Source organism: Tatumella ptyseos (genome assembly GCF_030552895.1).
Taxonomy (GTDB): Bacteria; Pseudomonadota; Gammaproteobacteria; order Enterobacterales; family Enterobacteriaceae; genus Rosenbergiella; species Rosenbergiella ptyseos_A.
The window spans coordinates 1,496,834-1,519,987 of the sequence record NZ_CP130649.1; the positions used below are offsets into that span (position 1 = coordinate 1,496,834).

22 protein-coding genes are annotated in these 23,154 nt (G+C 46.8%); 9 read left to right on the forward strand and 13 right to left on the reverse strand.

Annotation, left to right across the window (positions count from 1 at the left end; translation table 11 throughout):
• Positions 1 to 13 precede the first annotated feature (13 nt).
• From nth to add, 8 genes are all read right to left on the reverse strand, one after another.
• Complete coding sequence (gene nth, locus QJR74_RS07055) at positions 14 to 646, reverse strand: endonuclease III (RefSeq protein WP_304373831.1); 633 nt, start codon at positions 644 to 646, stop codon at positions 14 to 16.
• A complete protein-coding gene (locus QJR74_RS07060) occupies positions 643 to 1,347 on the reverse strand; it encodes an electron transport complex subunit E (protein WP_304373832.1) in 705 nt (234 codons plus the stop codon). Before QJR74_RS07060 ends, nth begins: the two co-directional genes overlap by 4 nt.
• Positions 1,344 to 1,976 carry an electron transport complex subunit RsxG gene (rsxG, locus tag QJR74_RS07065; RefSeq protein WP_304373833.1) on the reverse strand — a complete coding sequence of 211 codons (633 nt, stop codon included), beginning with the start codon at positions 1,974 to 1,976 and terminating at the stop codon, positions 1,344 to 1,346. The genes QJR74_RS07060 and rsxG overlap by 4 nt, the downstream gene beginning before the upstream one ends.
• Before the next feature lie 3 nt (positions 1,977 to 1,979).
• On the reverse strand, positions 1,980 to 3,038 hold the full coding sequence (gene rsxD, locus QJR74_RS07070) for an electron transport complex subunit RsxD (protein ID WP_304373834.1): 1,059 nt from the start codon (positions 3,036 to 3,038) through the stop codon (positions 1,980 to 1,982).
• Positions 3,039 to 5,639, reverse strand: coding sequence for an electron transport complex subunit RsxC (rsxC, locus tag QJR74_RS07075; RefSeq protein WP_304373835.1), 2,601 nt, complete (start codon positions 5,637 to 5,639; stop codon positions 3,039 to 3,041).
• Positions 5,632 to 6,210, reverse strand: a complete 579-nt coding sequence (gene rsxB, locus QJR74_RS07080) for an electron transport complex subunit RsxB (RefSeq protein ID WP_304373990.1) — start codon at positions 6,208 to 6,210, stop codon at positions 5,632 to 5,634. The genes rsxC and rsxB overlap by 8 nt, the downstream gene beginning before the upstream one ends.
• A complete protein-coding gene (rsxA, locus tag QJR74_RS07085) occupies positions 6,210 to 6,791 on the reverse strand; it encodes an electron transport complex subunit RsxA (RefSeq protein WP_048912111.1) in 582 nt (193 codons plus the stop codon). The genes rsxB and rsxA overlap by 1 nt, the downstream gene beginning before the upstream one ends.
• Before the next feature lie 131 nt (positions 6,792 to 6,922).
• A complete protein-coding gene (gene add, locus QJR74_RS07090) occupies positions 6,923 to 7,924 on the reverse strand; it encodes an adenosine deaminase (protein WP_304373836.1) in 1,002 nt (333 codons plus the stop codon).
• Positions 7,925 to 8,122: 198 nt separating this feature from the next.
• On the opposite strand from add, the gene QJR74_RS07095 reads away from it, so the two are divergent.
• Together QJR74_RS07095 and QJR74_RS07100 are read left to right on the forward strand one after the other, a co-directional pair.
• Positions 8,123 to 8,368 carry a hypothetical protein gene (locus QJR74_RS07095; protein ID WP_304373837.1) on the forward strand — a complete coding sequence of 82 codons (246 nt, stop codon included), beginning with the start codon at positions 8,123 to 8,125 and terminating at the stop codon, positions 8,366 to 8,368.
• Between the two features lie 64 nt (positions 8,369 to 8,432).
• On the forward strand, positions 8,433 to 8,699 hold the full coding sequence (locus QJR74_RS07100) for a putative hemolysin (RefSeq protein WP_304373838.1): 267 nt from the start codon (positions 8,433 to 8,435) through the stop codon (positions 8,697 to 8,699).
• Between the two features lie 57 nt (positions 8,700 to 8,756).
• On the opposite strand, the gene QJR74_RS07105 is transcribed toward QJR74_RS07100, so the two are convergent.
• Positions 8,757 to 10,250, reverse strand: coding sequence for a YdgA family protein (locus tag QJR74_RS07105; protein ID WP_304373839.1), 1,494 nt, complete (start codon positions 10,248 to 10,250; stop codon positions 8,757 to 8,759).
• A 246-nt stretch (positions 10,251 to 10,496) separates the two neighbouring features.
• Between QJR74_RS07105 and fumC the strand changes: the two genes are divergently transcribed.
• Entirely contained in the window at positions 10,497 to 11,894 is a 1,398-nt protein-coding gene (gene fumC / locus QJR74_RS07110) for a class II fumarate hydratase (RefSeq protein ID WP_304373840.1), read from the forward strand.
• Here fumC and tus read toward each other — a convergent pair.
• A complete protein-coding gene (tus, locus tag QJR74_RS07115) occupies positions 11,891 to 12,814 on the reverse strand; it encodes a DNA replication terminus site-binding protein (RefSeq protein WP_304373841.1) in 924 nt (307 codons plus the stop codon). The genes fumC and tus overlap by 4 nt on opposite strands.
• A 199-nt stretch (positions 12,815 to 13,013) precedes the next feature.
• Here tus and QJR74_RS07120 point away from each other — a divergent pair, with 199 nt between their 5' ends.
• From QJR74_RS07120 to QJR74_RS07135, 4 genes are all read left to right on the forward strand, one after another.
• Positions 13,014 to 13,463, forward strand: a complete 450-nt coding sequence (locus QJR74_RS07120) for an RrF2 family transcriptional regulator (RefSeq protein ID WP_304373842.1) — start codon at positions 13,014 to 13,016, stop codon at positions 13,461 to 13,463.
• Positions 13,464 to 13,577: 114 nt separating this feature from the next.
• Positions 13,578 to 13,919: a helix-turn-helix domain-containing protein gene (locus QJR74_RS07125; protein ID WP_304373843.1), complete on the forward strand. Its 342-nt coding sequence runs from the start codon at positions 13,578 to 13,580 to the stop codon at positions 13,917 to 13,919.
• A 156-nt stretch (positions 13,920 to 14,075) separates the two neighbouring features.
• On the forward strand, positions 14,076 to 14,510 hold the full coding sequence (locus QJR74_RS07130; protein ID WP_441007654.1) for a ribonuclease domain-containing protein: 435 nt from the start codon (positions 14,076 to 14,078) through the stop codon (positions 14,508 to 14,510).
• Positions 14,511 to 14,798, forward strand: a complete 288-nt coding sequence (locus QJR74_RS07135; protein WP_304373845.1) for a barstar family protein — start codon at positions 14,511 to 14,513, stop codon at positions 14,796 to 14,798.
• 4 nt (positions 14,799 to 14,802) lie between these two features.
• Here QJR74_RS07135 and QJR74_RS07140 read toward each other — a convergent pair whose 3' ends face one another.
• Together QJR74_RS07140 and QJR74_RS07145 are read right to left on the reverse strand one after the other, a co-directional pair.
• Positions 14,803 to 17,574 carry a virulence factor SrfB gene (locus QJR74_RS07140; protein WP_304373846.1) on the reverse strand — a complete coding sequence of 924 codons (2,772 nt, stop codon included), beginning with the start codon at positions 17,572 to 17,574 and terminating at the stop codon, positions 14,803 to 14,805.
• Positions 17,571 to 18,737, reverse strand: coding sequence for a hypothetical protein (locus QJR74_RS07145; RefSeq protein ID WP_304373847.1), 1,167 nt, complete (start codon positions 18,735 to 18,737; stop codon positions 17,571 to 17,573). The genes QJR74_RS07140 and QJR74_RS07145 overlap by 4 nt, the downstream gene beginning before the upstream one ends.
• Positions 18,738 to 18,892: 155 nt before the next feature.
• Here QJR74_RS07145 and QJR74_RS07150 point away from each other — a divergent pair, with 155 nt between their 5' ends.
• On the forward strand, positions 18,893 to 19,939 hold the full coding sequence (locus QJR74_RS07150; protein WP_304373848.1) for an AbrB family transcriptional regulator: 1,047 nt from the start codon (positions 18,893 to 18,895) through the stop codon (positions 19,937 to 19,939).
• A 39-nt stretch (positions 19,940 to 19,978) separates the two neighbouring features.
• On the opposite strand, the gene QJR74_RS07155 is transcribed toward QJR74_RS07150, so the two are convergent.
• Positions 19,979 to 22,102 carry a TonB-dependent receptor gene (locus tag QJR74_RS07155; RefSeq protein WP_304373849.1) on the reverse strand — a complete coding sequence of 708 codons (2,124 nt, stop codon included), beginning with the start codon at positions 22,100 to 22,102 and terminating at the stop codon, positions 19,979 to 19,981.
• A gap of 155 nt (positions 22,103 to 22,257) precedes the next feature.
• Between QJR74_RS07155 and QJR74_RS07160 the strand changes: the two genes are divergently transcribed.
• A complete protein-coding gene (locus QJR74_RS07160) occupies positions 22,258 to 23,127 on the forward strand; it encodes an NAD(P)-dependent oxidoreductase (protein ID WP_304373850.1) in 870 nt (289 codons plus the stop codon).
• Positions 23,128 to 23,154 lie beyond the last annotated feature (27 nt).

Here is a 23,154-nt window from a genome sequence, read left to right on the forward strand (position 1 = left end):
AGCAGAAAATATTTTACTCAGTTTTTTCACGGTATTCACAGAGATCTTCGATTAGGCAGGAACCACAGCGAGGTTTGCGCGCGATACAGGTATAACGACCATGCAGAATGAACCAATGATGGCAATCGACTTTGAATTCGGCTGGCACCACTTTTAAAAGATGTTGTTCGACCACATCAACGTTCTTACCTGGCGCAAAATTAGTGCGATTTGCTACACGAAAAATATGCGTATCGACGGCGATGGTGGGCCAGCCGAATGCAGTATTGAGTACGACATTCGCTGTTTTACGGCCAACGCCAGGCAATGCTTCTAGAGCTTCACGATTTTCTGGAACCTTACCTTGGTGCTGATCGACCAAGATTTGGCAGGTTTTAATAACATTTATCGCTTTAGTGTTAAACAATCCTATCGTCTTAATATGGTGTTTAACTCCCTCTACCCCCAATTCCAACATGGCTTGGGGGGTAGGCGCCTGAGCAAAGAGCCCTACGGTCGCTTTGTTAACACTGACATCAGTCGCTTGTGCAGAGAGCAGCACCGCGATGAGTAACTCGAAAGGCGAATTGAATACCAGCTCAGTGGTCGGGTGCGGGTCATTGTCGCGTAGACGAGTGAGAATTTCCCGACGTTTGAGCTTATTCATCCTGCATGTCCTACGGAGTTATTCTCTGCAACTTGCGCATGCTGTGCGGCTTTACGCGCACTGGCCTGTTTGGTGCGTTGATCAATGAGGTATTTTGCCGCTAACAACATGCCTAAGCCAATAAAGGCGCCTGGTGGCAACATTGCCAATAACATTGGCGAATCAAAATGGAAGACCTCCACCCGCAGGACTTTTGCCCAAGGCCCGAGTAACTGGTCTGCACCATTGAATATCGTACCGTTGCCGATGATCTCCCGAATAGATCCTAGGGTAACCATGGCACAGGTTGCCCCCATCCCAATCGCAAATCCATCCAATGCTGAGAGGCCCACATTCGAACGAGAGGCAACGGCTTCTGCACGTCCCACCACAATGCAGTTAGTGACAATTAGAGGGATAAAGATCCCGAGCGACTGATATAACCCATGAGCATAGGCATTAATCAGCTGTTGTACGCAACTTACCACTGAGGCGATGATCATGACATAAATGGGAATACGGATCTCAGAGGGCATCCATCGACGGGATAGCGATATCGCACTATTCGTTAGGGTAAGCACTAGGGTAGTCGCTAAGCCAAGACCTAAGGCATTAGTAGCCGTTGACGTTACAGCCAGTAACGGGCAAAGACCCAGTAATTGTACAAGTGATGAGTTATTCTTCCATAACCCACCAATAAGTAGTTCTTTCGCTTCACTCATGGCGCTTTATCCCCACATTTTGGTAGCGTGTTAATCTTCTGTTTTAACTCAGTAATAAGCAGTGTTGTGCGTTTCGTTTCATTGACCACTGCGCGGGGTGTAATGGTTGCTCCCGTAAATTGGTCAAAATCACCACCATCTTTTTTCACTGCAAAATGGCTATCTTGAGGCCCATGGATCTTAACACCGGCAAAATGGGTGATCCAATCTGAGATACGGAGTTCAATTTTATCGCCCAGGCCCGGTGTTTCATGGTGTTCCGTTACTCGCACACCGAGCACTGTTCCGGAAAAATCAGCCCCGACTAGCATCCTAATCGCTCCAGAGTAGCCATCTGGTGCAACAGTTTCAATAGCGGCAGCGACTGGTTGGCCTGCTTTGCGCGCAATATAGAACGGATGTTGTTGATTATCGCCCAAAACGGGATCAGTTACCCAATAACACTCCTTTTGTAAATCGTTATCATACAAATGAGGAGGGACAACCTGATCGAGTAAAGACTTCTCTTGTATCGCCATCTGTTTAGCAACGGTGGGTTTCGTGACTTCATTGACTAAGGCGGTGACACCAGTGGTGACCGCCGCGAAGATCGCTAAAATTACCCCATTTTTACGGATTGAATCGATCATTAACTATTCCTTATTGTGGCCATATACAGCAGGCTGAGTGTAATAATCGATTAGCGGGACGCAGATATTCGCTAATAGCACAGCAAAAGCAACCCCATCGGGATAACCACCAAAACTCCGTATTAACCAGACTAATAGACCAATTAATGCACCATAGATAAGGCGTCCCCGATCTGTGGTCGAGGCTGAAATAGGGTCGGTGGCGATAAAGAAAGCCCCCAACATGGTTGCCCCCGAGAAGAGATGAATTACGGGTGACACCAAGCTATTAGGTGAGAAAAACCACCCTAGTGATGCACAGATTGCTAAAGATACTAGAAAACTGACAGGAATATGCCAGCGAATGGTTTTAGTGACGAGTAGGTAAAGGCCGCCCAATAAGAAGCCAATATTAATCCATTGCCAGCCTTGTCCTGCAATAATCCCATGATAGATCGGCTGTGCTAAGAGTTCTTGAGCAGAGTGACCCGCACGTAAACCCGTTTTGAAATTATCCAGTGGTGTGGCTTGGCTAATCCCATCGACACCCATTTGAAGCTGCTGAAGCGTTAAGCCTGACGAGTTATGGCCGGTAAAAATCATTTGCCAAGTTTCAGCTAGGGTGAGGGTGGAGTGTTGTAAGGCTTCAGGGGGAAGCCAGCCCGTCATTTGAACGGGAAAGGAGATCAAAAGCACCACGTAACCCACCATCGCTGGGTTAAAGGGGTTTTGTCCTAGCCCTCCATATAACTGTTTAGCAAAAATCATACAGAAAGCGGTACCGATAACGATCACCCACCACGGCGCTAAAGAGGGGATACTCACACCGAGTAACAATGCAGTAAGCAAAGCAGAGTTATCTGCGAGTGTGGGGAGAACAGGTTTCTTTCTCAGGCGTAAAACGGCCGCTTCGCACCCCCAGGCAACAATTGCAGCAATGGCAATTTGGATTAAATTTCCCCAACCAAAATAATACCACTGTGCAAAAAGACCAGGAATGGCTGCAAGCAAGACTAACGTCATTATACGATTCGTACTACGACGGTTATGAGTGTAGGGAGAGCTAGCGATGCGAAAAGCCATTTAATCCTCTGATACCGATGAAGGGTGTGATGTCTGGGTGAATTGTTGACCGCCAGTAACTTCAGATTTGTCATTCGAAGGTTTTACTTGGCCCGCACGCTTAGCTTTGGCACGGGCAATGGCCGCGGCTACGGCGGCTTTACGCGGGTCGGTTTCAGCAGGGGCGTCAGGTTTACTGACGGTTTCTTCTGCCTGGCCCGCACGCTTAGCTTTGGCGCGGGCAATGGCCGCGGCTACGGCGGCCTTACGCGGGTCGGTTTCAGCAGGGGCGACAGGTTCGCTGACGGTTTCTTCTGCCTGGCCCGCACGCTTAGCTTTGGCACGGGCAATGGCCGCGGCTACGGCGGCTTTACGTGGGTCGGTTTCAGCAGAGGCGACAGCTTCACTGACGGTATCTTCTGCCTGGCCCGCACGCTTAGCTTTGGCTCGGGCAATGGCTGCGGCCACAGCGGCTTTACGCGGGTCGGTCTCAGCAGGGGCGACAGCTTCACTGACGGCTTCTTCTGCCTGGCCCGCACGCTTAGCTTTAGCACGGGCGATTGCAGCGGCCACAGCAGCTTTACGCGGGTCGGTTTCAGCAGGGGCGTCAGGTTCGCTGACGGTGTCTTCTGCTTGGCCCGCACGCTTAGCTTTGGCACGGGCAATGGCCGCGGCTACGGCGGCTTTACGTGGGTCGGTTTCAGCAGGGGCGACAGGTTCACTGACGATTTCTTCTGCCTGGCCCGCACGCTTAGCTTTCGCACGAGCAATTGCTGCAGCTACGGCGGCTTTACGCGGATCATCTTGAGTTGAAGCAGGTGAGTCAGTAACTGCCTCGATCCCGACGAGATGAGCATTAAGTTGGCTATCATAATCATCGGCCGTTACCAACGCTTCTTCTTGGTCAGATTGGCTTTGTGCCTTTTTCGCCTTAGCCCGGGCGACGGCAGCGGCCACGGCAGCTTGTCGAGAGTCTTCTTCAGAATGCACGGCTTGCTGTTCAGCTTGATAGGCACGTGCTTTGGCTTTACGGGCCGCCCGTTGAGCGATCACGGCACTGTTATCAGGTGAATCACCGGAAGTGGACCCCGTTGGCTGAACGGCCGCCGTTTGTTTAGCTTTTACCCGTTCTAATGCTGCATTGACCTGATCTTTCTCAGCAGTAGTCACTCGAGCTTTAGCTGCGGCATGACGTGCCTCACGCGCTAATTTCTCTTTTTCTAACCGCGCTTGACGGGCTTCAAAGCGGGCTTTGGCTTCCTGAGTCCGTTGTGCCTCGATATCAATAGCTAAAAGTTCGGCTTTCTCTTGGCGATAGTACTGTACAAGAGGAATATTACTGGGGCAAACATACGCACAGGCGCCACATTCGATACAATCATTAAGATTATAGGCCCGGGCCTTATCATGATCGCCACCTTGGCAATACCAATAAAGTTGTTGAGGTAGCAGACCGGCAGGACAAGCATCGGCACAGGCACTACAACGTATACAGCCCTGTTCCTCTTCGGGTTGGCCCATCTCTTGCTGCGAAGGCGCGATTAAGCAGTTAGAAATCTTTATAATAGGAACCGTTAATGCGGGCAGGGTAAAGCCCATCAATGGCCCACCCATAATCACCATCTGGTCCGGTTGCGGATGAAAACCAGCAAAATTGAGTAAGTGTTCGACAGGGGTGCCCAAGCGTCCCCAGACGTTACGCGGATGGCTGAGATTCTCACCGGTCAAGGTGACAACGCGTTCAGTCAAGGGTTCGCCGTCGATCACGGCGCGTTTAACCGCATAGGCGGTGCCAACGTTTTGCATTAGCACCCCAATATCGGAAGATCGTCCCCCTTTGGGAACTTCACGACCCGTTAAAATTTTAGTTAACTGTTTGGCACCACCAGAAGGGTATTTAGTGGGAATAACCCGAATAGTAATATCCTTCTCATTACCTAATGCTTGGGTTAATGCACGGGTTGCCTCAGGTTTATTATCTTCAATACCAATAATAATTTTTTCAGACTGAAGCAACCACCCTAGAATACGCGATCCATCTAAGATCTCCTGCGCGCAATCTTGCATTAAACGATCATCAGCCGTGATGTAAGGTTCGCATTCCGCGGCATTAATAATCAGTGTTTTGACACCCTGTAGTCCGCCGCGAACTTTGGTCGCGGTGGGGAAGCCTGCTCCCCCTAATCCCGCAACGCCAGCTTGATGAATACGCTCGATAATTGCTTGACGCTCGCAGGCTTGATAATCCGTAATCACTGGCATTTTCTGCCAGTTATCCTTGCCATCAGGCTCAATAAAGATGGCTATTTCAGAAAGTGCTGAAGGGTGAGCAGTAATATGCGGAGCGATCGCCGTGACAGTCCCAGAACTTGGCGCGTGAATGGGCAGCATCTTACCCTTACCGAAAGTTAAGGGTTGGCCGCGTAACACATGCTCACCCACGGCGACTAAGATTTCACCTTCATGGCCAATATGCTGTTTGAGAGGCAAAATAAACTGCTGCGGTAGCGGAACCTCAGTCAATGGGGTACCTGAAGATTGAGACTTCATTTCTGGCGGATGGATACCGCCTTTAAAGTCCCAAATTGGCTCGCGGCGTAAACGTGAAAAAAAATTAAACATGATGGTCAACCGGTATAACACGAACTGGGATAGTATTGAGATCCCATTTCCAATTATCCTGAGTAGTCGGGACAGGGCGCATCTCGATACAGTCTGTTGGGCAAGGAGCGACACAGAGATCGCAACCTGTACATAAATCGGTAATCACAGTATGCATGGCGCGGGTTGCCCCAACGATAGCGTCAACCGGACAAGCCTGAATACATTTAGTGCAACCGATGCAGTTACTTTCGTCAATCCAAGCAATCTGTTTCTCAGGATGCTTCAGCTCTGCGTCGCCTTCAATGGGTTGGGGGTCAACATTCAACAATTGTGCAATCTTAAGCATTGTTTGCTCGCCACCTGGCGCACATTTGTTGATTAGCTCACCTTGATTACCAACCGCCTCAGCATAAGGTTTACAACCTGGGTAGCCACATTGGCCACACTGGCTTTGCGGCAGTAATTCGTCAATTTGCTCAACAATAGGATCTTCTTCGACTTTAAAGCGCCGAGAAGCATAGCCAAGCAGTCCACCAAAGCCTAATCCTAAAATACTTAACGCAACAATAGCGATACAAATTGCGGTAATCAAAACTTCACCAGTCCTGTAAAGCCCATAAAGGCAAGTGCCATTAAGCCAGCAGTGACAAGGGCTATTGATGAACCTTTAAAGGGTGCAGGCACATTCGCCAAGACGAGGCGTTCACGAATACCCGCGAATAGCACCATAACCAGTGAAAAACCGAGAGATGCACTAAAGCCATAGACTGCTGCTTGTAAGAAGCTATGGTGTAAATTAACGCTTAACAAGGGAACACCAAGTACTGCACAGTTAGTGGTGATCAATGGTAGAAAAATTCCCAGCAGTCGATACAAAGAAGGGCTCGTTTTACGTACCACCATCTCGGTAAATTGGACGGTCACTGCGATAACCAATATATAAGCGAGGGTGCGTAAATAGACCAGATCAAGTGGCACCAAAATTAAGTGATTCACTAACCATGCACAAATTGAAGCAAGAGTGATCACAAAGGTGGTCGCCATGCCCATACCGATAGCAGTTTCGAGTTTTTTGGATACGCCCATAAAGGGACATAGTCCTAGAAATTTCACTAACACAAAGTTATTCACTAACACTGTGCCAATAAAGAGAAGAAGATAATCAGTCATGTGATTGCCATTAAATAAAATCTCCCGATATTATCTGAAAATATCGGGAGTATCTCAACGTCGTAACTTAAATATACCAGTAGTTAAGCACTGAGTATTAAATTTCTGGCTAAATTATAACCAAGATGTGCTTAGCGTTGGGCTACTTTCTCTTTCAACGCGCGTTTTTCCTCAGCGGACAAGAAGGCCATATACAAACCATTTTCCTGCGCCTGGCGGATTTCCGCAGGGGTTAACCCAGCGGCAGGTGCTGCAACTTGGTATTCATGGGCGAGTTCGATCCCTTGCACTGCTGGGTCATCTGTATTTAAGGAAGCCATCACACCATGCTGTAAGAATTGTTTTAGAGGATGCTGGCTAAGGTCAGCCACGGTACTCGTCTGAATATTTGATGTCAGACAGGATTCAATTCCGATACCGTGTTCAGCTAAATAGTCCATTAAAGCGGGATCTTGAACGGCTTTAACACCATGGCCGATACGCTCTGCGCCCAATTGTTGAATCGCTTGCCAAATACTTTCTGGTCCGGCCGCTTCACCGGCATGTACGGTAATATGGAGTCCTGCATCGCGAGCACGCTGGAAATGCGTCAGGAATCGATCACCAGGGAAGCCTAATTCATCACCCGCTAAGTCGACAGCAACGATTTGGTCACGATGCGCTAGAATGCCAGCGAGTTCTTGCTCACAGGCTTGTTCACCAAAAGTTCGGCTCATAATACCAATTAATTTTGCGCTAATACCAAAATCTCTACACCCTGCTTGCACACCATCAATCACCGCTTCTACCACACCGGCGATAGGTAACTTATGGGTCATAGCCATATAACCAGGCGAGAAGCGTAATTCTGTATAATCAATGCCTGCTCGCAACGCATCCTCGATATTCTCGTAAGCAATACGGCGACACGCGTCCAAATCGCCAAGTACTTTAACGCCCCAATCAAGTTTCTGTAGAAAGCTGACCAAATCGGGTTCACTAGACATAACTTGTACGTGAGGGCGTAAACTTTCGATATCGTTAGCAGGTAATCCACAATTAAAGGCTCGACCTAAATCAAGAATAGTGCTCGCACGAATATTGCCATCGAGGTGACGGTGGATATCGGTGAGGGGGAATTGGGCTGTAATCATGGTCGACTCTTAATAATGGTTTATGGACTGCATAGTATAAAAACATCCCTTAGTCAGATGCCAATATTTTCACCTTTGCCCACTGTTTTTTCTCAAGAAGGCCGATCGAGAGGTATTTCGGTAAATAAATTAGATTGAATGGATTAAAATTACCTATAAAATAATATCTACGACCCTCGGTAAAAGGTAAATTCACTTATGAATGATTATCTGACGCTTGCAAAAGACGAACAGTTAAGATTACTCCGCGAAACGCATTTAACCACCCAAGGTCAAACGTCGATTAAAGAGTGGCAAATTATTGATGGACAAGGTCGGGTGACTGGGGCGGTGATGCTACAGGATAAAATGAATTTACGGCGTTCCTACAGTGGAGAATATCGTCTGACTCAGCGCAATGGTCAGGGTGATATTATTATGGACCGATTGATCTCTTCATTTTAAGTCGCTTCTCATCTCAGTGTGGGTGACTCTACGTTATACTGCGGGCTTAACCCAGGAGGATCTGATGAGAAAAAATTATTTATTCGCTAGCATAAGTGGGATTGCATTGGTGGCAATACTCACTGGCTGCGCCCAGTCCGAATCAGCATCAGGATCGGCCAGCCAACGTCATATTGGTATGGCTAATCCGGCCTCAGTATACTGCCTATCGCAGAAAGGGCAGTTGGATAATGTCGATACGGCAAAAGGGGTAGTAAGTTATTGTACCTTACCAAGCGGCGAGCGCGTCGACGAATGGGTCCTCTTCCGTCGTGATCATCCACAGAAGTAAAAGAATCGGTGATACAAAAAACCCCACTATAGTGGGGTTTTTTGTGCGCATTAACTTTTATTGATCGTTATTACTTGAAGTCAGATATTGTTCAATAAATTGTTCAAGGCTCATTTTGTCCTGGTTTACAGTGACTTGACCTGAAGCGTAATGGAGCGCTGACTGAATACCGTCTGAGTTCTGAGTCGTGAGATGATACATCTCGCCGAGAGCAGACAAGGATTGGATTTGCTGTGTCGCAAATTGGTCAGCTTGCTCCACAGAAACTCCTTCAGATTGAGCAATCACCGAGAGAAGTTGCGTCGCCATAGGTTTATTGATGGTTAACGACGCATTCAATTGTTTCAAGTAGCTATCAACAATCCCTGATAATCCCTGACCTGTTCCTTTTGCGGTAGATGGGTCATTGAAGTCGGCTTTCATGGAGAACTGACTTTCACCCTTGTCATTTTTAAGGGTCAAATTATCGACGGAAAATTGGGGGGCATTAGCCAATAAGGCAGGGAGGTTTTGTAATACCGCCGCATTGACTTCATTCTGCATCGCTTGTAGTTCATCTTGATTAGTAACGTGGGAAATATTAGCCATATTTTTTTGAACGGCTTGATTGTAATTATCGTAAAACGTCTTCAATCCGCTGGCACTGAAATCATGCAATGACAGTTTCATATTGGCAGAACCAAGTGGTAGCTGCTGCCATTCGATTTTATCGACCTGATAGTTAAGGCTACCATTAACTACATTTTTTTTGCTGTCTAAGTCGGAATTGCCTTTAATCCCCGTTAACAACACCGCAGGCTTATGATTTAGCGCGTAGAGGAAATTTTTTGCGTCGATTTGCTGCGTGCCAACCCGTAGTCCTTCTTGACTCAAATGACTGTCTGAACGAACAGTGAGGCCATTAAGGGTCATTTCTGTATCGACATCCGCCTCATTTTTAAAATTGAGCGAAACTTTGCCAGTATCGACGTTTAAAGCAATCGCCTTGTTATCCGGAGAAGTTTTCAACTTAATAGTCACCGCATCACTGCTTAGACTGCTATCTTCGGCATTATACTGGATTGGCTCTATTTGTATTATCGAGGAGGTCGAATGGCCGTAACCGATACGCGTCTCAGCAGAGAACGGGGACTTTCCTTTAGTGAAATCGAAAAGTGATTTTACGGTCGGAGTATTAGCCAACTCACTATGGATAGATGCCAGCGAAGGGATGAGCGTGAAATGTTTTAGCTGCGCAAGGGGGAATGGACCGTGACTGATCTTCTCATTAAAGGTCAGCTGTTCTCCCGGCGCTAATAAAGCGTTTTCATCATCAGCCGGTAAACGACTTTTCACAATGAATTGAGTCGTACTACTAAATATATGGCGTTCGTAACCCTGGCGTGTCACCACTAATCCCGCCTCAGGATAGTGTTGAGTTAATTGGTCGTTAAGCTGTGCGACAACCTCATCGATATGTTGTTCTGCTTTTTTACCTGTGAACCAAGCCCCGCCGGTCCAGAGAACGCCAATTCCTATAACAACAGCGATAGCAACGTTTGACTTCTTCATAATTCTTTAGGTCCTTATCGATCCTGATAGCTGGCCAACGGTCACTGTGAAGGATATCTCCACCGCCACACAATTGTTTTACATGCTTTTACATTCTAACCCCTTAATCTGTCAAGGAACTGGCGTTCACAGCCTTGATAATTTCATTTACTAGGCGGTTATTTTTCCAATTAATGCCATTGCCCAGCAAATTTACTATTTAGGCTTAGAATTAAGGAATATTTACGCCATCGAGGAATGAACAATATGAGTGACTTTCGTTATGAAAACGATTCAATGGGTAGAATAGCTGTCCCGCAGAATCAGCTATGGGGCGCACAGACGCAACGGTCGTTAGAACATTTTAAAATTTCGACCGAAAAAATGCCGCCATCATTAATTCATGCCTTGGCCATCACCAAACGCGCATCGGCGAATGTTAACCATCAACTGGGTCTCTTAGAGGGTGAAAAAGCGAATGCTATTATCAAAGCGGTAGATGAGGTATTAGCGGATAAGCATTTGACCGAGTTCCCGTTAGCCATTTGGCAAACGGGTTCGGGTACGCAAACGAATATGAATATGAATGAAGTCCTCGCTAATCGTGGAAGTGAAATATTAGGTGGGGAGCGGGGGATAGAGCGAAAAATCCATCCAAATGATGATGTGAACAAAAGCCAAAGTTCAAATGACGTTTTCCCGACGGCTATGCATATTGCAGCCAAACTCGCCGCTGTGCAGCAATTACTTCCCGCTTTAGAAAACTTAACGCAAGTATTAGCGAACAAATCTAACGAATTTAGTGACGTGGTGAAAATTGGTCGAACCCATCTCCAAGACGCAACGCCCCTGACTTTGGGTCAAGAAATTTCTGGATGGGTGAGTATGTTGACCTTCGCCAAGTCGCACATCATGGCAGCAATGGAACACCTATCAGAACTTGCGCTAGGGGGAACGGCGGTAGGGACGGGACTTAATACTCATCCGAAATATGCTCAGGCCGTGGCGCAAGAGATTACAACTTTTACTGGCGAGTCGTTTATTTCCGCCCCTAACAAATTTGAGGCGTTAGCGACCTGTGATGCCTTAGTACATTTTCATGGCGCCTTGAAAGGTTTGGCCGCGTCATTAATGAAAATTGCCAATGATGTACGGTGGCTGGCCAGTGGTCCTCGCAGTGGTATTGGTGAAATTACGATCCCTGAAAACGAACCGGGTAGCTCTATTATGCCGGGCAAGGTTAATCCCACACAATGTGAAGCGTTGACAATGATTTGTGCACAGATCATCGGGAACGATGTAGCCATTTCGGTAGGAGGCGCTTCTGGTAATTTCGAACTGAACGTATTCCGTCCCATGATCATCCATAATGTGCTGCAAAGCTTAAGGTTGTTGGCAGATGGAATGCAGAGCTTTACCGACCATTGTGCCCAAGGTATCGAACCTGACCGCGAGCGTATTCAACAACTGGTCGAAAACTCGCTGATGCTAGTCACCGCGCTCAATCCTCATATAGGCTACGATAAAGCTGCAGAAATCGCTAAAAAGGCTCATCATGAAGGACTTACGCTCAAAGCATCAGCCTTAGCCTTAGGCTACTTAAGTGAAGAACAATTCGAGCAATGGGTGAGACCGGAGCAGATGACAGGTCAGCAAAAAAACTAATCCTCTTTCCACAACCACAGTCGTGGAATTAAGAGGGTTGCAGAACGCGCATCCGGTTTATGACGATGCGTAATATTCTCTGAATCGTAATTCGTTAAGCTACCGAGTTCAGGGATAGTCTGACCTTCCAAGCAAGTGATGATCAGTGGATTCGGACAAGCAACCTGAGTCTGTTTCTGCTGATCACTCCGCCAAAGACGCGCAATGGGCTGTACTTTTACCGGACGTTTAATTTTTAGACGACAGTCATTGGGTAATTGCTTGATTAACTCAAGCTCCTCTTGCACTTTTTCAGCCCACTCTTCTCGCGACCAAGGTGCTCGAGCACGACCTGCGTTCAGGCTTTTCTCCAACATTTCAACGATATCTTGTTGGCTATACCGTTTTATTACGTGTTTGTTAGCCCAGCCGAAATTAACTGAGTCGAGGCTTGGGTATACATTCAGCGTCCGGTAAGCATTAAGGGTCAATAATCCCGGAAAATGTTGATGAACGAAAGGGAAGCGTGCAGCGGAGGGTAGTCCACTTTCCACCGTAATTAGTTGTTGAAAATGCTGCTTAGCTTGATTAATTGAGCTGCTTAAGGTCAATAAGGTGTGTTGAACTTCAGTACTAACCTTCAAGCACATTGCACCAGGTAACCGAGTCGCGCTACGGGTACTTTGTTGTTCTGACTGTTGCTGTAAATAAAGATGAGAAAAATGGTGAATTGCACGTTGTCGTGCCTGACGGCGAACATGCTGTTCGACTTCTATATAGGATGTCGGACTTAGCTCTTCGCCTTTTAATATTGGGGGTAGAGTAAAAACCCGCGCGGATAACAGTTGTGCTGCGTCGATAAGCTGACAGAAGGTCAGCAGTTTATCTTCTATAACATTGAGCGTTTCACGCATCTCTTGGACTAATGTATAGCGCATCATTTACCTTAGTTACAACATACTAGTGAAACATTTATCTTAGTGTGCTTCGGCTACAATAACAATCTAAAGGTCAACAGTAATAATGCGAAATTACGTATAATGTGCGATGCCTTATAGCTCACCTTCTTCTTGCAACCATTTTTTGATAGAATAGGGATGTTTAGGTGAATGTTCTTATTTCTGATATGAAGAGGCTTTGATGTTAGATTATCGTTTTCCAACTGCTCTGCAAATGGTTCTCAGTGTGGCAATGTCTGAAGAACAAGGAAAACGTTCGACCAGCAATACCCTCGGCAACGGCGCAGAAGCCAACCCAAGCTTGATCCGTAAGTTGATGGTTCCTTTGACAAGAGAAGGGATCTTCGTTACTACCTTAGGTCGTACAGGCTCCATTCATCTCGCTAGGCCTGCCGCAGAGATTACGCTTTGCGATATTTACATGGCCGTCAGCCATGAGAAGAAATTACTAAATTCTCGGCCAGATGTGAAAAAACCTTGTTGTGTGGTGAGTGCGAACGTTTGTTGGTACTTCAAACAGATAGCAGAGGAGGCTGAACAGGCCTCTTTGCAAGTTCTTGCCAAGCATACTGTCGCCGATGCACTTATTGCACTGAAACAGGGAAAAGAGCTTAATCCGCTGTCAGACTAACCCAGTGTCACGATAAAAATAAAGTGTAACTTTAAAGGTTGCATTTAAATGGATTAGGGTGCATTATTTAATGCAACTAAAACAGATACACTTTATTTTCGCTAGGAGTCGCAGATGAATGGTTCTTTCTTCGATGATTTAATCCATTGGATTGATACCCATATCGAGAACCGCTTAAATTTAGATATGGTCGCCGACCGGGCGGGTTACTCAAAATGGCATCTTCAACGGATGTTCAAAGAACATACGGGCCATGCATTGGGGGAATACATCAGAACTAAAAAACTAGAGAAATCGGCCTGTCGGTTAACCCATTCCGATGAACCCATTCTGGCGGTCGCCATTTCGATGGGCTTTGATTCTCAGCAGTCCTTTAATCGTAGTTTCAAACGCCAATATGGTATGGCTCCTGGTACTTGGCGACGCAACGCTATGCCTACGCAAACTTTGCACTAATCTTTTCACCCGCCTTGTCTCAGGGCGGTGGATATCCCTTATTATCCATCGCGATGTCGTCGTAAAAAGATGAGGAGTCTGCTAGACTTCCTCTATCCTTCTTTTTAATGCCACGTTGCGATTATGCAGTTTAAAAAATTCCGTCCGTTAATTATTATGGTCATGCTGTTGATTGGCTTTGCGCTGAAAGCGTGGCATGTTCCCTCAAGCTCTCATAACTCCCCATCTTCGCCAACTAAACAGGCCTCAGCGTCTTCAATAACTGCCAATACGGATCCCCACGTCGTTGCGCGCTACCTCCGGTCCCATCAATCTCTCCCAAGCTACTATATTCGTAAGGGTGAAGCACGCCGTCAAGGATGGATAGCGTCTAAGGGGAACTTGTGTGAGGTCTTACCGGGTAGAGTCATTGGTGGGGATCGATTCTCTAATCGCGAGCATCGTTTACCCGAGAAAGTAGGCCGTTCATGGCAAGAAGCTGATGTGAATTTTAGTTGTGGTCGCCGAAATAGTGACCGGTTGCTCTATTCTTCAGATGGACTAATCTATCTTACCACCGATCATTATCGTAGCTTCCAGCAGGTGCCTTAAATGTTCACGCTCCATTTTGATTGCCAACACATCGACTCTGATGCTGACTTTTATCGTCAACTTCGTCAGCAATATGCTGAGCATAGGTATTTTGGTGACTCACTTGATGCGCTGTGGGATTGGCTTACTGGTGAATTCCCTTTACCAATGACGTGCTATTTTCATCATATAAATCCTCAGCAGCTTACCGCCGGTCATCCCTTAGCTGCTATAGTAGCGCTATTCTTCGAGGCAAAAGAACAAGAGCCAGACCTCTATCAGATCATACTCGACCAGGCTGACTCCTAAGATCTTAGGTAATGGGCGGCATCACACGCCCATCATCACGCCAATAATACTCTTGGCTATTCCCTCGAAACGACAAGGTATTGAGCTCAATCTGTAACCATTGCGGATCGACTTTTTGCCTCTGACTATCTTCGATACTAATGACCCGAGGTAGGGCAACTAATTCGCCCTGCCTATCAAAGTGCCATTCCAACTCTATAATAATCCCTAAAGCTAATTGGTTAATTTTGTGCCGATTAGGGATCAACGCGAATAACGGCGACGCTATGATAAAGTCTTCTTCGCGGCACCGGTAACCCATTGCCGTTGGCTGAGTAATGGTTATAAACGTACGTTGCCGCGAATGACAAGGAGGCGATAGTAAAACATGACTCAATCTCCCATCTTCTCGTAATGGGCCATACCATCGCTGAACCGGTATATCACTTATCTTACCTGGTAAGATGGAAGGGTTTACACTTATCTGTTCCATCGCCAAAGAGTAAAGCAACCCTCCCAGGCTGGTAGCGTGTTTACCATTGGACAATCTACCCGTACTACAAAAAGGCAGTGCCACATCGGTGGGTAATTCCGTTAATAGACAACAATAGGGCGAGTTAGCGCGAAACCTCTGTTGGAAGAGGGGGAGCTCCATGACTTGGCCGCTTAACAGTACCACATCACACTGATTAGTAGTGACAGTGTCACATATTATAGTAAGAAGTTGTCCCAATCGACATTGGGGGCTTTGTAAAAAGTCGATAAAATCTTTAAAGAGAAATTGCAACGTGAACGTTTTTATCTCGCAAACTGCCATTTTGGGGGTAATATACGCAATCTTTTCGTTGAGACTCTCCTCTATATAGCCAAGCACTTGATGATCAATTAACTGACTGACACGACAAAAATACGCTGTTTCTTGTAAACGATAAAGCCAAAGCACATCGTCGACTATCGGTAAGAATAAATGCCTCACCACATATTGACGCCACACTGAATCACCGTCGTCGCTCTTCTCCCTACTAAAGAGGCGCTCGAGAATCGTCATCACTGGTGACAAACCTTGCTGATGAAGGTGGTCGCCGAATTGAGGAAGTAAAAAATGGTTAATCACATCCTCGAGCAAACTATCACCCGCTAAGGTAAAGCCTTGTCTAAGTAATAATTGAGGAGAGAGCGCTGGGGCAGCTGACAGCTCTGATGTGATGAGAGGATACTCAGTGACCGCTACATCTGTCGTACCGCCGCCAACATCGATCAAGCCAATACGTAAATGTGATGTCTGCGGGGAGCGATGATAATATTTCTGTAGATCGAAGGCCGATTGAGTACGCAGTTTTTGCCAAAGCCAAAAAATTTGTCCACAACAGGCCTCATCCCAAGGGAACTCTATTGTAATATCCTGGCGATTGACTGGAAAAAATTGTGGTTGTGCGGTTTTTATCAACCTAATCGCCCGTTGTGCCAACCGCAGAAAACGCTGCCGTTCAAGCGTTGTAAAGTTAACCGGCAAGGTAAAAATTAACTTTCTAATAAAGCGAGGGGTATCTCGATTAGCATGGCGTTGCCGGTAGCTTAGGCTATTAATTTGCATCGCTATTTGATTAACGAGCTCCATAATCAAAAATGTAAATAGCGCTGAGCGGGCGAACTGTGGCTTAAAAACGGGAAATTGCCATCCGGAAGACAATTCATCGAGTAAAATGCCCTGATCGTTTAGCATTAAACTAAGGGGATGATCGATCGTAGAGTATTGCGCCTGGTCGGATTGACTGGCATTGAACCAAATAACGTTCGCTGAATGATCATCCCAAATATAGCGACGAGGGCAACTTATTCCCTGAGGTTGTAAATCTCGATGTGACTGGGCATTAAGACGCTGCGCTTCCGGCCCGATGCGTACCAGTGAACACCATTGGAAAGCGTCCATCCTACCACTTGCTGACGAAAAACCGCGGTGGCCGAAAGGTTCAGGCGAAAAATTTAGCTCACTGCTAAAAAGTGTATATGCCTCACGGGTCGGACAACTCAGGTCACGCAGTTGTAATTCACTAGAGAGACTCAGCGGACTCACGCAATGAGCATCAACTTCAAATAATACACCACAACTATTACTGTTCCCCAAATCGATAATCGCATCAACCGCAACGGGCGCAGAGTGCTGAGCTGTGTCTTGTAATAAAAGAGGACGCGGCTTCACTTGATTAACGAGTAGTTTGAGTAAATTAATATAGTGTGCTTGCCATATGAAAGAGGGGGCCTGCCCGACCACCGGATAAAGCGCTGTCATCCATACATTGACCCAGGTTTGCTGAAAAAATTCACGCCATCTTTCGGGTTGCTGTGGCAATGTAAAAATCTGCCCCTGTTGTACATCAAATTGGCTAGGCTGTAATCCGCTCTCATCGTCAGCGATCTGAGTATCAAATGCCAGCGTGAATTTCCAACCTTGCTTAGCTTGCCTGCAACGAGAGACGTAAATGCGCGCCCAATTCAAGGGCCGTGCTCCCTGAGCTGAAAAATAAGGTAAGGGTAGCCACTGATGTTGTAGCAGGGTAAGGGATTCTGAAAAAGAAAACCTATATTCTGGCCGAACCCATTCTACGGGCCCCCCCGCATACTCTCTGTATTGGAAATGGCCTTTTTCGTTAGGAGTGACCTCGCAAAGAGGCCCATTAGTACTCGTGCGAATAAAAGCGGTTTTGGGGTGTGAAGGATCAATGACACAAGATTGGTCAATAAATTGGATCCCTGAATTAGCAAATAAACTCTGCGGCGGTTGAGCAAAGCATTTCATGATTTTTTCTCACTAAACAGATCGATAGGCATTAAGGTTTTAGAACGCTGTTGCCAAAAACATTGAGTATGCGGGGCACTCTTTTCACAGATAACGGTGATGACGGGTAGGGTCTTTCCATCGCTACAGCGGGCCTTGGCAGTATTGATAATCAATTTACCTGTTGCGGTGAAGGCCGCTCGACTGGTGGCTAAACACCGTTGAGAGCCGCTGCTGAGTAGAGTGCTTGCCTGGTCATTATTAAAGTCATAAGTCATCGTGATGCTTTTGTCATTGAATTCGAGATGAGTCATCCAACGATTCGCTAAAAAATCAATGCTACCTTGGTAGCGAGAACGTGCAGGGATCATTAACGGCACTCTGCTGATTTTCTCTGGTGTTGACGTAAGCTCAGGAGGAGGAGCGATAAATTCTGCAGGACTCAGCGGTAGTGCGCGACTTGCTGCCATTATGTCGCCTAGTGTTTGTTTAACCTCATCGATAGAAGCAACGACAGGGAGGAGAACAGTCCTCGGCGGTTTATTAGCCGGCTGTAGAACATTTAGGATAACAAGTGTGCTGACTAGCACTGCCACTAATCCGGCACTGAGTAAATAGACTCGGCTGCGCGAAGGCGCTGGGGGGGAGAAGGTTTCAACGATAGGAGGTTGCGCAGGGGAATACTGCGCCGCTAGTTGCTGTGCCAAATCCTGATGCAGAGAGGAGAGGTTTAGTGCGACACGATTCTGAGGGTAATACCCCCAGTGCACTATCAGAGGATGTCCGTCTGCAAAAAAAATAGATTCAGTGGAAGGAATAACGGTTAAGTTTTGTAAAATAGGGTCGATAATTCTACTGATACTCTCATCGTCACGGCTAAGCTGTTGGCGGAGAATTTCGAGGGAATTTTTCATCTCGATCAACTCGGCAAGACAACGAACTTTCTCTGTCAACGTTATCTCTGCCCAAGGTTTTATGTAGTGAACTAACGGAGGTGGAAACCATTGGAGGGCGATGCCTTGTTCAGAAAAGACGGGTTGAGCGAGTACGCGTCGCACATGTTCAAGTTCATGCTGTGATAACAACTGAAATATCTGGGGAGCATAGCGACCTAGGGGAATACCCTCTACTTTTACTTGAATATAATCTTGCCCCGCTTCAATCTGTAAGCCCGTTTGCGCCATGAGTCATCCCAGTTTATATATTCTGCGTGATTAATGGCTTATGATACGAAGCTCGAACTCACTCTATTCTACGAATAGATAACCTTTAGTCGGTTTAACTAGGCTATTATTAGCGATATAGTTCTTGCACCGCTAACGATTAAGAGGGAGGGCACGTGCTACACTCACCGCTTACAGTACGATGGCTTGTCTTAATTATTCTGAGTCTGGTTGCTGTATCATTATTGGAATTAATCCATCTCCCGGCTGCCTTATTGTTAGGGCCTATGTTTGTCGCCATATTATTTGCTGTGGCGAAAAAAATGGTTTCCTTACACCGTACGCTTTTTCGTGCAGCGCAGGCAGTGGTCGGAGCCATGATTGCACGTGCGATGCCAGTTGACGTTTTTAAAGAGATGCAGCATACCTGGCCACTATTTATTATGACGGTCTTCTCAGTCATAGCGATTAGTACCCTGCTTGGGGCATTACTTGCGAAATTTAAAATCCTACCCGGTACCACTGCCCTATGGGGATCCTCTCCTGGCGGCGCAACGGCCATGACGTTAATGGCGGGTAACTTCGGTGCTGATGTGCGATTAGTCGCTTTTATGCAATATCTCAGAGTACTGTTAGTTACGCTATTAGCGACGGTAGTGAGTCACTATTTAGCCCCGGAGAGTGCAGCAACATCAGCAGTGGCCCAACTCGAGCAACCTATTGCTTGGGGGGCGTTTATAATCACTCTAGGGCTTATTCTCGCAGCATTATTACTTTCCAAGGTTATTTCTCTTCCTGCAGCCCCGTTATTAATCAGTATGATCCTTTGTAATCTTGCGATGAATGTAGGGGGATTAACGATTGAGTTACCGCTTCCTTTACTCGCAATTTCTTATGCAATGATTGGTTGGAGTATAGGGGCACGTTTTACCAAAGATATTTTGCGTTATGCTTTTCACGCGCTTCCTGCAATTTTATTCTCGGTGCTGTTATTAATAGGAATTTGCGGTATTTTTGCATGGATGTTGGTTGAGTATGCAGGGATCGACCCGCTGAGTGCTTATTTAGCCACCAGTCCTGGAGGAGCGGATTCCGTTGCTATCATTGCGTCATCGGTATCAGTGAATCAACCCTTTGTGATGTCAATGCAGACAGGGCGTTTTATTGCTGTACTCTGCCTTGGGCCTGCGTTATCTCGCTTGGTTGCACGTTGGTTAGGGTAACGGGCGGAGGTAAGAAGTTAACGCTGCCGCCCACCAGTATTATTCGAACGCGTAGCTGACATTAAGCCCTACAGAATAGTTTCGACCGGGCGCGGGTTCATAGAAACGACCGTTACCTTCGTTCACTATCACAGAGCCACTATACTGACGGTCGAAGAGATTATCGATTCGGCCACTTATATCGATATTCCATTGCTTGATATCCCACTTATAGCCGGTATAGATACCGGTTACGGTCCAAGCAGGAGCGTATTCACTATTTGTATCATTCACCGCAATCTTGCTTAAATAACGCAAATCGGTCCCCGCATACCAACCGGAGATGGGTTGATACTCGAGGTGGGTATAAAACATATTTTTTGCGACGCCGGGTATCCTGTTACCTTCGCATCCACTGTCACAGACCTGACTCCGGTAACGTGCATCCAGCAGAGTCCATGATGCTCCTACATGCCAGTCTCCCGCAAATTGCTGTTGCCAATCTAGTTCTACGCCTCGGCGGCGAGTCTGTCCCGCATTTTTATAGGTTGATCGGCCATCATTATTACTGCTAGTGACAATTTCATTATCGGTATCAGTTTGAAAGAGGGCAGCGGTCATTAACCCTAACCCAATACGGTTTTTTGTCCCTATCTCCAGCGTATGACTCGTAGACGGTTTTAACGCTAAATTAAGTCCGGCTCCGCCATCAGGTCGGTAAGAGAGTTCATTCAAGGTCGGCGTTTCAAAGCCCCGACCGAAAGAGAGATAACTCTTCCAACTGGCATTATGGGCATAGTTAAGAGAAAACGCAGGTAACCATTGATGGTAGGTTACTTTACCGCTGTCATCGCCATTGGTCGCGGTAATGTAATGGTCATGGCTATCAAAATGTACTCGACTAAACCTTACCCCAGCGTTGAACGATAATTTATCGGTTAACTGCCACGCCGATTGCAGGTAAGGGTCGATATTCCATACTTGATTCTGCTCATCACGTCTTAAACGACCCAATACTCCTAATTGTTGATTCGCGCCACTGCCACGGAAATTTTCATAGCCTTTGCGTTGTTCACGCATCGTTTCATAATCAATGCCTGTGGTCAGTGATACGGGGTGAGAGAATAATTGTCCCGTATGGGTCCATCGAGTATCAATCCCTTGATAATGTCGCGTTAAATCTATTACGCCACCTGCGTGATGGGCTTTACTGCGTTGCGTCGCAGCGGGGATGGATTGATATTGTGTCGTTTGCCGCATACCCGCCCAGGTGGTCACGGCTAAGCTATCGTTTTCGGTTAATTGACGCGTATAGTGTAACCCTGCTTGGGTTTGATCAACGCTTTTTCGAGCATCATATAACGATACATTGCTAGCAACTTGGTGCGGATCACGCTTCCACATAGCACGTGTCAATCCCCCTGGATCGTTCGCATCAAGATGCACTGAATTCAGATTCAGTGTGAGATGACTCACCTCATCGAGCTGAACCCCTAATTTCGCGTTCCCAGTTGTCTTCTGAGCATCGCTATGATGACGAAATCCATGCGTAGTCATTCTCGCCCCCGAGATATGATAATCGACATCGCCTTTTTGCGATCCGTCACCGGTTGACCCTGATGCACTCACACTATTACGCCAAGTTCCAAAACTACTGTAGTTACTACTTATACCTAGGGTCGGTGGCTGAGTGCCGCGCGCTGTCGTGATAGCAATAACGCCACCGGAACTATTCCCGTACAATGCAGAAAAAGGCCCACGTAATACATCAATATGATCGATGGAGCCTATATCAACATTAGAAGTTTGCCCTTGGCCATCAGGCATGGTTGCTGGAATATCGTCAACATAGATTCTCAACCCTCTCACACCGAATGTAGAACGCGCGCCAAAACCCCGAATCGACATCTGTAAATCCTGAGCATAATTTTGTCGGTTGGCCACCTGTAAACCTGGAACGCCGGAAAGCCCCTCAGAAAGATTGATTTGTTGATGGGCTTGTCGTAAGTCTTCGCCATACACCACACTCACTGCAGCAGGGGTATCTAATTCTGATAAAGGTGGTGTATCTGGTGTCGCAGCAACAATCAGAGTTTGAGTCGTGGACGTCGATGGTGCAGAGAAGACGACAGGAGAGAGAAGTGGTAGACAGCCAGTGAATACCTGAATAATCCGGATTTTCATAAATTTTCCCAGCGATGCAAGGGTAAGGTCCGATGAAATATGTCAGTAGTTTACAAAGTTATGGATCTTACAACAAAATATTTCTCAGACTTACTCCACGCATATAAATCGATTTAACTGCACTACACTAAGTGTAATCACATGAGGAATCGATTATGCCAACTAAGATCAATACTGTTTCAGTGCTCGGGCTCGGAGCAATGGGCCATGCGTTTGCCACGAATATTATTAAAAACAATTTTACGCTGAAGGTATGGAATCGTAGCGAAGAAAAGGGAAAGGATTTAGTTGAGAAGGGTGCAACACTTGCCTCAACGCCAGCTCAGGCGGTTGAGGGCAGTCAAGTCGTAATACTCATGCTCGCCGATGCTGACAGCACGGTAGAGGTTATTAAGCAAACTATCGACGCCCTAGCGGAACAAGCTATCGTTGTGCAAATGGGCACAATTGGCGTAGAGGCCACAGAGCAACTTAATAAATATCTTAAAGAAAATCGTCCTGATATCGGTTTTATTGATGCTCCCGTTTCAGGGACAAAAAAACCGGCAGAAATGGCGCAAATCGCTATATTGGCCAGCGGAGACCGTGCGCTGCAATCGCAAATTGAGCCGGTATTTGCTGCTATCAGCAAGGGCTCTCACTGGTTAGGCGACGTCGGGGCAGGGAGTGCAATGAAACTGGTCGTTAACAGTTGGTTGATTGGTTTAGTTCAGAGCTTAGCGGAAAGCCATTGCTTGGCAAAACAGCTAGGTTTTAGTCCCGAAACTTTATGGTCAGTGCTAGAGGGCGGACCTTTAGCCGCGCCCTATGCGAAAACAAAATTAGAGATGATTGAAGAAGGTCGCTATCCACCGCAGATGCAACTTAAGTGGGCGCTGAAAGATGCCACCCTTGCTGCAAAAGCGGGCGGTGAAGCACAGATGCCAAACCTTCATTCCATCACCGCTTTGTGGCAAGCTGCAGTGGACGCTGGGCTAGGGGATAAAGACCTTTCAGTCATTGCACAGTATCTCGAAAAACAGTAATGAGCAGGGCGTTTTCTTCGCAAAACG

Coding starts and splice junctions, on each gene's coding strand:
- nth (WP_304373831.1), bottom strand. CDS start 646: ATGAATAAGCTCAAACGTCGGGAAATTCTCACTCGTCTACGCGACAAT.
- QJR74_RS07060 (WP_304373832.1), bottom strand. CDS start 1,347: ATGAGTGAAGCGAAAGAACTACTTATTGGTGGGTTATGGAAGAATAAC.
- rsxG (WP_304373833.1), bottom strand. CDS start 1,976: ATGATCGATTCAATCCGTAAAAATGGGGTAATTTTAGCGATCTTCGCG.
- rsxD (WP_304373834.1), bottom strand. CDS start 3,038: ATGGCTTTTCGCATCGCTAGCTCTCCCTACACTCATAACCGTCGTAGT.
- rsxC (WP_304373835.1), bottom strand. CDS start 5,639: ATGTTTAATTTTTTTTCACGTTTACGCCGCGAGCCAATTTGGGACTTT.
- rsxA (WP_048912111.1), bottom strand. CDS start 6,791: ATGACTGATTATCTTCTTCTCTTTATTGGCACAGTGTTAGTGAATAAC.
- add (WP_304373836.1), bottom strand. CDS start 7,924: ATGATTACAGCCCAATTCCCCCTCACCGATATCCACCGTCACCTCGAT.
- QJR74_RS07095 (WP_304373837.1), top strand. CDS start 8,123: ATGAATGATTATCTGACGCTTGCAAAAGACGAACAGTTAAGATTACTC.
- QJR74_RS07100 (WP_304373838.1), top strand. CDS start 8,433: ATGAGAAAAAATTATTTATTCGCTAGCATAAGTGGGATTGCATTGGTG.
- QJR74_RS07105 (WP_304373839.1), bottom strand. CDS start 10,250: ATGAAGAAGTCAAACGTTGCTATCGCTGTTGTTATAGGAATTGGCGTT.
- fumC (WP_304373840.1), top strand. CDS start 10,497: ATGAGTGACTTTCGTTATGAAAACGATTCAATGGGTAGAATAGCTGTC.
- tus (WP_304373841.1), bottom strand. CDS start 12,814: ATGATGCGCTATACATTAGTCCAAGAGATGCGTGAAACGCTCAATGTT.
- QJR74_RS07120 (WP_304373842.1), top strand. CDS start 13,014: ATGTTAGATTATCGTTTTCCAACTGCTCTGCAAATGGTTCTCAGTGTG.
- QJR74_RS07125 (WP_304373843.1), top strand. CDS start 13,578: ATGAATGGTTCTTTCTTCGATGATTTAATCCATTGGATTGATACCCAT.
- QJR74_RS07130 (WP_441007654.1), top strand. CDS start 14,076: ATGGTCATGCTGTTGATTGGCTTTGCGCTGAAAGCGTGGCATGTTCCC.
- QJR74_RS07135 (WP_304373845.1), top strand. CDS start 14,511: ATGTTCACGCTCCATTTTGATTGCCAACACATCGACTCTGATGCTGAC.
- QJR74_RS07140 (WP_304373846.1), bottom strand. CDS start 17,574: ATGAAATGCTTTGCTCAACCGCCGCAGAGTTTATTTGCTAATTCAGGG.
- QJR74_RS07145 (WP_304373847.1), bottom strand. CDS start 18,737: ATGGCGCAAACGGGCTTACAGATTGAAGCGGGGCAAGATTATATTCAA.
- QJR74_RS07155 (WP_304373849.1), bottom strand. CDS start 22,102: ATGAAAATCCGGATTATTCAGGTATTCACTGGCTGTCTACCACTTCTC.
- QJR74_RS07160 (WP_304373850.1), top strand. CDS start 22,258: ATGCCAACTAAGATCAATACTGTTTCAGTGCTCGGGCTCGGAGCAATG.